The sequence below is a fragment of the Arthrobacter sp. Y3223164 genome (assembly GCF_059091005.1).
Genome location: NZ_JBNHGF010000052.1, coordinates 1 through 12,053 on the forward strand (window position 1 = coordinate 1; position 12,053 = coordinate 12,053).

The window sequence follows — 12,053 nt, forward strand, 5'->3', positions numbered from 1 at the left end:
GTGGTTGCGGGCTTGCCGGCGGTTGCGGCGGGCGGGTGAGGTTGCGGGCGTAACCGGCCGGGACGATGCCGTGCCCGGTCAGCCAGGCCGGCTCGGCCTCACCCCGGAGCAGGGCGCGGTCGGTCATCACCAACTGGATTTCCAGCCGGGCCGGGTCGGCGGTGCTGCGGCCGGTGACGCGTTCGAACACGGTATCGGCCATCATCTGGCCCCGCGACCGGGGGTCTCCTAGGCTGCGCAGCCGGTCCGCTTCCTTGTGCAGGGCGGCCATCACCGCCACCCCCTGGACCACCGGCAGCAGGGTCCGGACCGAGACCATCGTGTCCGGTTCGGGCCGGGAGGACACATGCCGGTCCGCTTCGGCCTTCGCCGCCCGGTCCACCACCGAGCGGGGATCGAGCCGGTAGGCCAGGCGTTTGGCTTCGACCCGCAGCGCCCGGTTCCCGAGCCCGGGCAATCGCTCCCGGTTCCCGGCCAGTTCCCGGTCCACCCGGGCCCGGTGCTCCGGGGACAGGCAGCCGGTCTCCTGGGCCAGGATCTCGGCCCGGTATTCGTTCAGGTCCCCCGCGGCGAGGGCGGCCAGGGTGTGCGGCATCTGTGTGACCAGGGTCCGGGACAGGTTCAGCAGGACCGCGGCACGGTGCGGGGACTCGCGCCGGGCCAACCCGATCTGGGCGGCCACCCCGGCGCCCTGCCGGTCTTTCGGGATCCCGGCGCAGGCACGGCGGGCACGCACCGATTCCTCCAACGCGACCTGCACCCTGGCCTGCGCGGCCGCCGCGGCAGCCTTCAAACCCTCCAACGCCGTAAGCTCCTCCACCAACTCCCGCTCCGACGCACCCACGTCGATGCCCTCGAGGGCGGCAGCCGCAGCCCGAACAGCGGCAGAATCCACCGGTGCCGAGTCCGGCCCAGCGTCCCGCCTCGAACCGCTGCCTGCAGGTGATACCGGGGCAAGCACTGCTGCGGCGGGAGGATCGGGTACGGCCGGATCAAACATCTCAGCGTCTCAATCTTCAGCATGCGTACTGCATGGCCTCGACTACGAACGGTCACGAACCCTGCACGGATCCGCAGACGCCGCCGGCAAACCCCAGAATCCGGCGGCCAACGATGGTGCACAACTGCTACTGAAAAAAGGCTATCGGCCGCCACTGACAGTTTCGGAGGGTGCGGCCTCCGCATGCGCATCCGCATCCGCCTCCGGTGACGCTGCCGGTGGCGGTGACGATGACAGCGATGGTGCAGGTGACGGCAGCACGGCAAACGGTGGAGTGGGCCCTGCTCGAAAGCGCCACATTGAAACGGAACTCCACCGTCAGCCGCAGCTCAACCCGCTCGCGCGGTGTGGGAAGAAGAAATGAGTCGACGTGTCGATCGGGCGCTTCAGGATCGACATCCAACGGCTCCTTCCCGCCTGCCGGCCACCAAACTACCGGGACCGGCCCCGCCGTCGTTCCAGCACTTCCTCGGCGGCGGCGACCAGCTGCTTGGCCGACTCGTTCCAGTCGTAGGCCGCCGCTCGACGGATGCTGGCCTCCGACGCCGCGCGGAAGGCACCGGGCTGGTCGAGCGCCGCCACCGCCGCTGCGAAGTCTGCGGGCTCGTCCGGGTCCACGAGCGTGACGGCGCCGCCACCGACCTCGCGGAAGATAGGAATATCGCTGGCGATCACCGGTGTGCCGGCTGCCATGGCCTCGATCAGCGGCAGGCCGAAGCCTTCGTCACGGGAGAGGGTGACCAGCGCCGTGGCCCGTCGCAGCAGCTGCTGATACCCGTCGTCGGAAATCCCGTTGTGGAAGACCAGCCGGCGAGGGTCGACGGCCCGCGCCTCCAGTTCGGCCTGCCGATCAGGACGCACCGGGCTGAGCAGATGGAGCCGGTAGTCCGGCAGCAGCGCCATGGCGTCAACGATGGTTTCAACGTTCTTGTACGGCATGAACGAGCCCATGTAGAGCAGCGTCTTGTCGCGGCCGCCGGCGGGATCACGCGGCGCTCCCTGCGGCTGGGCGGCGTTGGAAACAATCCGGATCGGCCTGCGGGTGAGCCGGTGACGTTCCATCAGCGCCTGCGTGGTGTGGCTGATGGTGGCCACCGTGTCCGCACGGTTCAACAGCAGGCGCTGCGGCCAGTAGGCCTTGTGGTAGAGCCGCCACAGCCACTGCACCGGCTTCGGCAGGAAGCCCGGCGGTTTGGGGTGGGAGTAGTAGATCAGGTCGTGCAGCGTCAGGATAAGCCCGTATCTGCGGCCGAAACTGCCCATGGTCTGCATCGGGCAGACGACGACGTCGGCGCCCAGCTTGTTCACGCGGCGCGCCACGAAGAGTTCGGCGGGGGAGAGGGGACTGCTGATCTTGACCCAGGGCACGTCGGGCAGGAACTGCAGCTGCCGCTCGTCGTTGATCAGCATGCTCACGTCCGCCAGCCTGGACGCGGCCTCGATGAGGCTGGCGCCGTAGCGGCTGATGCCGTCCAGCTGGTCGGTTCGGGTGAACCGGGCGTCAATCAGGAGTTTCATGCACTCATTCCGTCGATGAAGTCCCGGATGAAGGCGGCCGCCGCTGCCGGGGTTTCGTAATGGATCAAATGCCCGACGGCGGGGATCACTTCCAGCCGGGAGTCCGGGATCATCGCCGCGAGCCTGCGCTGGCTGGCCACGGAACCGATGTCGTCCCGTTCGCCGGCGATCAGGAGGACCGGAAGCTCCAGCAGGCCGGCTACCTGCGCGACGTCGGCGGAGATGGAGGCCCGGAAGGCCTCCAGCACCACCCGGCGGTTCGCGAAGGCGCTGAAGTAGGCGTCGTGCTGCCCGTGGATGTAGGAACGCAGCTGCGGGTCGCGGGTCTTCGCCATCATGATGCTCATGCCCCGGACGATCAGCCGGTGGCGCAGCAGCCAGAGACCCAGCCGCTCGGGCAGCTTTGCCCCGGCGAAGTAGTAGAACCCGGCGAGCCGGGAGGGGATCGCCTTGGGTCCCTGCAGCGCGGGTTCGCTGATCGGGTTGACCAGGACGGCGGCCCGGAAGCTGCCCGGATGCGCCGCCAGGTAGTGGCCCACCACGATGGACCCGAAGGAGTGTCCCATGACGTAGGTGTCCGGGCCCAGCTTGAGTTCGCCGGCCAGGGCGTGCAGGAACCGGGTGTAACCCTCGATCCCGTGGCTGCCGGCAGTAAGCGGCTCCGATTCGCCGAAGCCGGGAAGGTCGGGGGCGATCACCCGGTAACCGGGCAGCCGGCCCACCACGAGTTCCAACCCGTGGTGATCACCGCGGAAGCCGTGGATGACCAGGAGGGTGGGCGCGCCGTCGTCGTCCGCGGGATATTCCCAGTAGCGCACCCGGGCGCCGTCGAGCAGAAGTTCGCGGCGCACCGCACGGTCGGCAACGGCGGTCACGCCGGGGTCCTTCCTGATTTCATGCCTTCGACTCTACCGACCTGCGGGCGCGTTGCCGCGCAGCGCGGCCAATGTTGCCCAGGGCCGACGACGGCGACCGCCGCGGGAGCGGCACAGGTGAGGGCACAGCCGGGGGCCGGCATCGGACAGGCGCGGGGCGCAGATACGGAGGCAGGCGCCGGCTGGCACACGCCGCAAGCGGGCCGCACGGCGGACGACGGCGAGGGCGCGCTCGATTGACGCTGCCGTGCGCCGCCGGTTAGGTTCAACAGCAGCCGGGCACCGAGGCCCGGATCGGAGCGTGGAGGACACAGATGGCGGAGTTCGTGCTGGCGATCGACCAAGGGACCACCTCCACGCGCGCGATTATTTTCGACCACGCCGGGACGCCGGTCTCCACCGGCCAGCGCGAGCACCGGCAGATCTTCCCGCAGCCGGGCTGGGTGGAACATGACCCGCTGGAAATCTGGGACAACACCCGCGAGGTGGTGGGCACGGCGCTGTCCCGGGCCAGCCTGACCCGGCACGACATCGCCGCCGTCGGCATCACCAACCAGCGCGAAACCACGGTGGTGTGGGAGAAGAGCACGGGCCGGCCGGTGTACAACGCGATCGTCTGGCAGGACGTTCGCACGCAGCAGATCTGCGATCAACTGGCCGCCGAGGGCGGCGTGGACCGCTTCCGGGAGCAGACCGGACTGCCGCTCGCGCCCTACTTCGCCGGCACCAAGCTGGCCTGGATCCTGCGCAACGTGGACGGGGCGCGGGAACGGGCCGAGGCCGGCGAGCTGCTGTTCGGCACCACCGACAGCTGGGTGCTGTGGAACCTGACCGGCGGGCCGGGCGGCGGCACGCACGCCACCGACGTGACCAACGCCTCCCGCACCCTGTTCATGGACCTGCGCACGCTCCAATGGGACCGGGAGATCCTGGACGCCTTCGGCGTGCCGGCCGCCATGCTGCCGGAGATCCGCTCCTCGTCCGAGCCCTATGCGACCGTGCACGGCTCGCAGCTGCTGCGGCACGTCCCGGTCGCGGGCATCCTCGGCGACCAGCAGGCGGCCACGTTCGGGCAGGCGGCCTTCAACCCCGGCGAGGCCAAGAACACGTACGGCACCGGGTGCTTCGTGCTGGTCAACACGGGCGAGGAGATCGTCAGGTCATCGCACGGCCTGCTGACGTCCGTGGGCTACCAGTTGGGCAAGGCGGCGCCGCACTATGTGCTGGAGGGGTCGATCGCCGTCGCAGGGTCGCTGATCCAGTGGCTGCGCGACAACCTGGGCCTGGTCTCATCCGCCCAAGAGGCGGAGCAACTGGCGGGCACGGTCGAGGACACCGGTGGCTGCTACTTCGTGCCCGCCTTCTCGGGCCTGTTCGCCCCGTACTGGCGGCAGGACGCCCGCGGCGCCCTGGTCGGCCTGACCCGCTTTGTGACCAAGGCGCACATTGCCCGGGCCGCGCTGGAGGCCACGGCCTTCCAGACCCGGGAGGTCCTGGACGCGGTGAACGCGGACGCCGCGGTGCCGCTGACCGGCCTCAAGGTCGACGGCGGGATGGTCGCCAACGACGCGCTGATGCAGTTCCAGGCGGACATCCTGGGCGTTCCCGTGAGGCGGCCGCGGGTCACCGAGACCACGGCGCTGGGAGCGGCCTACGCCGCGGGCCTCGCCGTCGGATTCTGGGAGGACACGGACCAGCTGGCCCGGAACTGGATGCAGGACAAGGTGTGGGAGCCGCAGATGCCTGCGGAAGAGCGGGAACGCAGGCTGCGTTTGTGGAAGAAAGCGGTCACCCGGACCTTCGACTGGGTCGACGACGATGTCCTGTGAACGTGCGGTAAAGTGGTCCCATGTTCGCACTGCTCCTTAGCTAGCCGCTGCCGCGGGGCCCAGGCCCTGCTTCAGCGGCCCGCCCCTCCGATGCCGAGGGGCTTTTGTGTGTCTAGGGGAGTCAGGCCAGTGCGCAGTACAGACAAAAGGACGAGGCAAGCACAGTGAGTACGCAGCCGGGAACGGAACAGCACGAGTACAGTTTCTCCGCCATGGAGGCCAAGTGGCCGGCCGTGTGGGAGGAACTTGATGTCTTCGCTCCCGCCGACGACGGTTCCCGCGAACGCCGCTACGTGCTGGACATGTTCCCCTACCCCTCCGGCGACCTGCACATGGGCCACGCCGAAGCCTTCGCCATGGGCGACGTGGTGGCCCGCTACTGGCGGCTGAAGGGCTACGACGTCCTGCACCCGATCGGCTGGGACTCCTTCGGCCTGCCGGCCGAGAACGCCGCGATCAAGCGCAACGCCCACCCCAGCGAGTGGACCTACGCCAACATCGACACCCAGGCGGCGTCCTTCAAGCGCTACGCGATCAGCGCCGACTGGTCGCGCCGGCTGCACACCTCCGACCCGGAGTACTACCGCTGGACCCAGTGGCTGTTCCTGCGGTTCTACGAGCGCGGCCTGGCCTACCGCAAGAACTCCCCGGTCAACTGGTGCCCGAAGGACCTGACCGTCCTGGCCAACGAACAGGTGGTCAACGGGGCATGCGAACGCTGCGGCACGCCCGTGACCAAGAAGAGCTTGAACCAGTGGTACTTCAAGATCACCGATTACGCCGACCGCCTGCTGGACGACATGGACGAGCTCAAGGGCCACTGGCCGGAGCGCGTGCTGGCGATGCAGCGGAACTGGATCGGCCGCTCCGAGGGCGCGCACGTCCGTTTCACGGTGGAGGAAGCGGGCGGACGCCCGGCCCAGGATGTCACGGTTTTCACCACCCGCCCGGACACCCTGAACGGCGCCACCTTCTTCGTGGTCGCGGCCGACGCGCACCTGGCGCTGGACCTGGTGGCCCCGGAACACCACGATGCCCTGATGGCCTACCGGGAGCAGATCAAGGCACTCTCCGACATCGAGCGCCAGTCGACCGAACGCGAGAAGACCGGGGTGTTCCTAGGCCGCTACGCGGTCAACCCGCTCAACGGCGAAAAGCTGCCGGTCTGGGCCGCCGACTACGTGCTGGCCGACTACGGGACCGGCGCCATCATGGCCGTGCCGGCGCACGACCAGCGCGACCTCGACTTCGCGAAGGCCTTCGACCTGCCGGTCCGCGCCGTCGTCGACACCGGGGAAGGGGATCCGGCCGAGACCGGGATCGCCACCAGCGGCGAAGGCACCCTGATCAATTCCGGCGAGCTGGACGGCCTGTCCAAGACCGAAGCCATCGCCCGCGCCATCGACCTGGTGGAGGCGGCGGGCACCGGCGAGAAGACCGTGAACTTCCGGCTGCGCGACTGGCTGCTGTCCCGGCAGCGGTTCTGGGGCGCGCCGATCCCGATCGTCCACTGCGACGAGTGCGGCGAGGTCCCGGTTCCCGATGACCAGCTGCCCGTGCGGCTGCCCGACGACCTGCGCGGCGAAGCCCTGTCGCCCAAGGGCACCTCGCCGTTGGCCTCGGCCGCGGACTGGGTCAACACCGACTGCCCGAACTGCGGCAAGGCCGCCCGCCGGGACACCGACACCATGGACACGTTCGTGGATTCGTCCTGGTACTATCTGCGCTTCGCCTCGCCGGACTACGCTGAGGGCCCGTTCGAGAAGGACGCCGCAGCCCGCTGGCTGCCGGTGGACCAGTACGTCGGCGGCGTCGAGCACGCCATCCTGCATCTGCTCTACAGCCGGTTCTTCACCAAGGTGCTCAAGGACATGGGCCTGATCGATTTCGACGAGCCGTTCCGTGCGCTGCTGAACCAGGGCCAGGTGCTCAACGGCGGCAAGGCGATGAGCAAGTCGCTGGGCAACGGCGTGGACCTGGGCGAGCAGCTGGACAAGTTCGGCGTGGACGCCGTGCGCCTGACCATGATCTTCGCCTCGCCGCCCGAAGACGACGTGGACTGGGCGGACGTCTCTCCCTCCGGCTCGGCCAAGTTCCTGGCCCGCGCCTGGCGGCTGGGACAGGACGTCGCCTCCGCTCCGGGCACGGAGTACGACGACGGCGACCGCGCCCTGCGCTCGGTCACCCACCGGACCGTTGCCGACGCGGCGGAACTGCTCGATGCCGGCAAGTTCAACGTGGTCATAGCCCGGCTGATGGAGCTGGTCAACGCCACCCGCAAGGCCATCGACGCCGGACCCGGTGCCACCGACCCGGCCGTCCGCGAGGCCACCGAGGCCGTGGCCATCATCCTGAGCCTGTTTGCCCCCTACACCGCGGAGGACCTCTGGGCCCGGCTGGGCCACGAACCGTCCGTGGTCAAGGCGTCCTGGCCGGCCGTAGACCAGTCCCTGCTGGTGCAGGACACCGTGACGGCCGTGGTGCAGGTAGCCGGGAAGGTGCGCGACCGGCTGGAGGTGGCAGCCGACGTCGACGCGGACGAGCTGGAGAAGCTCGCCCTGGCCTCGCCGCAGATCATCCGGACCCTTGACGGCCGCGGAGTGCGCAAGGTGATTGTGCGCGCGCCGAAGCTGGTCAACATCGTGCCGGCCTGACCGGCGGCCCGGCCCCGATGAATTGGCTCGAGCACCTCGTACAGCGGTCCAGGCAGCTGCTGCACCAGCAGCAGGCGCCTGCCCGGCCCGGGCAGGCGTCGCGGCACCGGGTCGCCGTCGTCACGGATTCGGCGGCTTCGCTGCCCGCGGACTGGGTCAACCAGCCGGACACCGCGGACTGGCTGCGGGTGGTGCCGATGCCGGTCATGATCTCCGGGCAGATTTACGGGGAAGGCGTCGACGACGTCGCGTCCGCCCTGGCGGTCGGGCTCGCCGAGGGGCGCGACATCAAGACGTCGCGGCCGTCCCCGGGGCTGCTGGAGCGGACCTACCGGGAGCTCGAAGACCTGGGCTTCGACGCGATCGTCTCCATCCACCTCTCGGCCGAGCTTTCCGGCACAATCGAAGCGGCGGGCCTGGCGGCCGACGGCGTGGGCATCCCGGTGGAAGTGGTGGACACGCGCAGCGCCGCGTTGGGTGAGGGATTCGCCGTCATTGACGCCGTCATCGCCGCGCAGAGCGGTCTCGACCGGCAGGCCGTGACGGAGCGGGCCAAGGCGGCCGCCGTGTGTTCGGACGTCTTCTTCTACGTGCCCAGCCTGGACCAGCTGCGCCGCGGCGGCCGGATTTCCGCGGCCTCCGGCCTGCTCGGCTCCCTGTTGGCGATCAAGCCGCTGCTGGCCATCCGCGACGGTGCCATCCTGCCGCTGGAGAAGGTGCGGACCGCCGCCCGCGCCCAGGCCCGGCTGCAGCAGCTGGTGGTGCGCCGGATCGAGGAACTCGACTACGAACCCCGGGTTGCGGTGCATTACTTCGGCAACGAAACCGAGAGCCGGGCCATCGCGGAAACCCTGCAGCAGTACCTGAGCGACGAGGTGCTGCTGACCCCGGTTCCCTCGGTCCTGGCCGCCCACACCGGCCTGGGCGTCGTCGCGGTGGTCGTCGGTCCGCCGACGCCGCCCCTGGACTAGTCGTTCCGGGGAACAACCTTTTGCTTACCTGCGGCACAACTCTCATATCGATACTCGTGTGCCAGTAATTCCAAAGGTGAAGGAACGACAATGAAACATGGCCGCGCCCGAAGTATGGACACGCGCTCCGAAAAGCAAACTGGAGCGCATCTCTGATCACGCCATGTGGTGGCTGCCCATGGTGGCTTTGCTGCCTGCAAATATGCTGCTGCCGAATGCGGACCTGGGCGCCCGGATCCTCGCCAGCCTCGGGGTAGTCATCCTCGTCGAAGCCCTGCTGCTCGCCGGTGTGAGACGCGACAAACGCAAGCGTCTGATCGTGGATATCGAAGAACGCGGGATCATTGATTGCCTCCTCCGGTACCCCAACGCTGTGCCCGGGTCACTGCGCGACCGCTGGGCACCCGGGTCGGCTCAGCTCAAACCAGGCACCATCGTGTTCAGAGAGCGCAACGTCATCGAACCCTTTGGCCTGGACCAGGCTATCGGAGCCCCCCGAATCCTCCATGTCCAGCCACTCCCCGAGCAACGGGTGCCGCCTCCGCATACGCGAAAGGAGCTCCGAAGGGACCAGCGCGTGGTCAGTATCCGAACGAGCGACGGTGAAGTGGAAGTGGCAGCTGATGAGATGAGCCTCAACTCCTTGCACCGGCTCGTCTACGGAACAAACGATGGCGATTGAACGCTCACAACCGTGGTCGAGGCACGCCGGGCGAAGCCGGCGGTGATGCCAGGCCTAAGCGAGCTGCTCCAGTTTGTAGGTAGCCATGACGGGGCCATCATCTCTAACAGGTACCGGGAAATTTGTTGCTCAACGCGACACCAGCTTCAGGAGTACCTAGGCCCGGGCTTTACTGCGACCGAGCGCCGGCCGGCCCACGCTGCCATCAACAGCCCTGCCAGCACCGCCGCGCCGGCGAAGCCCCGCGGCGAAGCCCATCCGAGCTCCGGCAGCGTCAGCGCCACTGCAACGACCGCGCAGGAGAGCAGGAACTCGACGGCGGCTCGCAGGAGCCGCTGCCTGTAAGCAGGCGACGCGATGAAGTGTGCCAGCGGTACTACCGGCACGATGGCGAGTAGGGCGGTACCGAGAAACGGGTAGAGCCCGTAAAAGACGAAGAACAGCGACGACGCCGCCAGGAGCACCACGAAAAGTGCCAGCTTTGCCGCCCGCTGCGTCCCGCCGTAATCGTCCCAGCGCCGGCAGACGATGGCCCAGGCCGGCAGGCCCAGCAACCAAAGCCCGCCCCAGTAGCCGGTGCCCAGCACCCACAGCGCCACCATCAACAAACCGGGCAGAACGAATGCCAAGACGCGGCCCCAAGTGACATCTCTGCGACCAGGACCGTAAATGAACAGCCCAATCACTGCGTACACGATCAAATACCCAGGCAACAGCTCAGCATCGGGCCGGGTCGCCAGCTCAAGGAGGAGGAACAGCATGCCAATGGCTGCGACAGCCACAGCGGCCACTACCCAGGGGCGGCCTGGAGCCGCCACATCGTCAAGCCACGCCCGCCGATGCATCAGGGTTTCCATGCCTGCAGTATTGCAGAGCGGGCGGTAGATACCCCGCCCGCTCTGCCGCCCATCCTGCACGCCGCACATCAGGACGCGGCAGCATGCGGGTGTTCGCAGGATTGATCAGAAGTCTCGAACGTGGAAGACAGACTTGAGGTTCAACTGGCGCCGGGGCTGGCTTTCTTTGAGGTTGTCGATTAGAACCGATGCTCCAACCCACGTCGCGCCGATTTCGTGGGTGAGTCGTTGGAGCGCCAAGAGTTGACCGCCTGTATCGACCAAATCGTCCACGGCAAGGACGCGGTCTCCGGATCTGATGAGGCCTTTGGGGAGCCCAAGTTGAAGGTGGCGGTCTTTATAGTCGGGCTGGCTCGTGACTGTGACCCAGGGATCGCTGTCGAAGGTTGGGGCTGCGTCTTTTGGCACTGGACAGAACCCGACGCCCAGAGTCGACGCAGTCAGTGCCCCTGTCAGGTACCCGCTGGCGGACGGGCCAATGACAACGGTGGGAGCGGCTGCGCGGAAAGGTTCGGCGAGCAGTTCGCCTATGCCGGCCAAAACCTCTGGCTCCCGCCACCAACTAAAAAGATTGAAGTAGTTTTGGTTGATTGAGCGGGTCGTTTTCCACTCGAATAGCTCCGCCATACGCTGTCGGAGTGCTCTAGGTTTCGCGGCCATGGGCTGAATCCTAATATCCAAGACCGTTTCGCAGGCATCCCCATGCCTAGCTGGAACCATGCCACCAGTGGGAGTGCGAAAGCGCTGAGAATGCCCCGTTGCTTGGCCTGCCGCCGCGGTCCCTTGGGGACTTCGGAACGAATCCGGGGGCTTGTTATCTTGGGTAACCTCCTGCTTCACGCCCGAAGTCGACGGGCTACGGCCAGTATGTCCGCTATTTTCGGTCCGTGCGGGGCGCGAATAAGCGTCGAAAACCTTTGAGCGGCGTAGGCCGGGAAGCTCGCTCTTCATAGTGCCCCCGAAGATCCTGCAGAAGGTTTTCGTATTCGGTCCGCTCAAAGGTGAAGGACTGGCTCGGGAAGATCCAAGGCTCGTCGTCAGCGGCCTGCCAGCCGAATCTCTGCCATGTGATTGTCTGGGGCGTCTGCGACAGTTCCATGCTTACCGTGCCGCACCATAGATCGCCGCAGACCGGACAGAGCAGGAGCGCAATACGCCCGTCGTCGAAGTCACCCGGCATATGTCCCAGCAGTCGGTCTAAGTACTCCAATGCAGCCTTAGTGGCCGACCGTCAACCAGGAATCCGAGGAAGTCCAGCGGGTGCTCTCGTCCTGTGGGAAATTCCGTGTAGTGCGAGGTAGCAGTTTCGACACTTAGTCGGTGGCGATCGTTTCCCATGCACTCAGTATTGCTGGAGATTTGATTGTCCATGCAGATTTCTGATTTCTTCCGAACAGACAATACGCGTCAAGAGGTACATGCGTGTCTCGTGGGTCAAACAGGGGGGGGAAGCAGAGACTAGCGGGCGTCGGTGTCAGGACAGGCGTCCCCGCGGAGGTGTCCGGACCGCAGCGGCCATCCTGAAGCTGCGTATTCCTTTCCTCCACAGACGGCGCCGCCGGAGCCGCTGTCCACGACAGTTTGCTGCACGGCGGGGCCGCAGCACCGCCGACCTAGTGTTGCCGCATGGGCCGACACCGCTGGCTTCCGGCAGCCGCCCGCGGCGG

9 protein-coding genes are annotated in these 12,053 nt (G+C 67.5%); 4 read left to right on the plus strand and 5 right to left on the minus strand.

Annotation, left to right across the window (positions count from 1 at the left end; genetic code table 11):
• The 3 genes from AC5RUJ_RS04975 to AC5RUJ_RS04985 all read right to left on the minus strand — a co-directional run.
• A partial coding sequence (locus AC5RUJ_RS04975; protein WP_494155642.1) for a DUF222 domain-containing protein occupies positions 1–895 on the minus strand: 895 nt, incomplete at its 3' end.
• 537 nt (positions 896–1,432) lie between these two features.
• Positions 1,433–2,518 carry a glycosyltransferase family 4 protein gene (locus tag AC5RUJ_RS04980; RefSeq protein ID WP_494023038.1) on the minus strand — a complete coding sequence of 362 codons (1,086 nt, stop codon included), beginning with the start codon at positions 2,516–2,518 and terminating at the stop codon, positions 1,433–1,435.
• Complete coding sequence (locus tag AC5RUJ_RS04985; protein ID WP_494075011.1) at positions 2,515–3,393, minus strand: alpha/beta fold hydrolase; 879 nt, start codon at positions 3,391–3,393, stop codon at positions 2,515–2,517. The genes AC5RUJ_RS04980 and AC5RUJ_RS04985 overlap by 4 nt, the downstream gene beginning before the upstream one ends.
• Positions 3,394–3,707: 314 nt before the next feature.
• Here AC5RUJ_RS04985 and glpK point away from each other — a divergent pair, with 314 nt between their 5' ends.
• The 4 genes from glpK (at position 3,708) to AC5RUJ_RS05005 (ending at position 9,529) form a co-directional block, all read left to right on the plus strand.
• Entirely contained in the window at positions 3,708–5,222 is a 1,515-nt protein-coding gene (gene glpK, locus AC5RUJ_RS04990; RefSeq protein WP_494075012.1) for a glycerol kinase GlpK, read from the plus strand.
• A gap of 164 nt (positions 5,223–5,386) precedes the next feature.
• The gene (gene leuS, locus AC5RUJ_RS04995) at positions 5,387–7,876 is read left to right on the plus strand and encodes a leucine--tRNA ligase (protein ID WP_494075013.1); all 2,490 of its coding nucleotides are present in this window, start codon (positions 5,387–5,389) and stop codon (positions 7,874–7,876) included.
• A 17-nt stretch (positions 7,877–7,893) separates the two neighbouring features.
• The gene (locus AC5RUJ_RS05000) at positions 7,894–8,847 is read left to right on the plus strand and encodes a DegV family protein (RefSeq protein ID WP_494075014.1); all 954 of its coding nucleotides are present in this window, start codon (positions 7,894–7,896) and stop codon (positions 8,845–8,847) included.
• A gap of 97 nt (positions 8,848–8,944) precedes the next feature.
• Entirely contained in the window at positions 8,945–9,529 is a 585-nt protein-coding gene (locus AC5RUJ_RS05005) for a hypothetical protein (RefSeq protein ID WP_494023043.1), read from the plus strand.
• Between the two features lie 146 nt (positions 9,530–9,675).
• On the opposite strand, the gene AC5RUJ_RS05010 is transcribed toward AC5RUJ_RS05005, so the two are convergent.
• Together AC5RUJ_RS05010 and AC5RUJ_RS05015 are read right to left on the minus strand one after the other, a co-directional pair.
• Positions 9,676–10,386, minus strand: a complete 711-nt coding sequence (locus tag AC5RUJ_RS05010; protein WP_494075015.1) for a hypothetical protein — start codon at positions 10,384–10,386, stop codon at positions 9,676–9,678.
• A gap of 105 nt (positions 10,387–10,491) precedes the next feature.
• Positions 10,492–11,013, minus strand: coding sequence for a phosphoribosyltransferase family protein (locus tag AC5RUJ_RS05015; protein ID WP_494155643.1), 522 nt, complete (start codon positions 11,011–11,013; stop codon positions 10,492–10,494).
• Positions 11,014–12,053 lie beyond the last annotated feature (1,040 nt).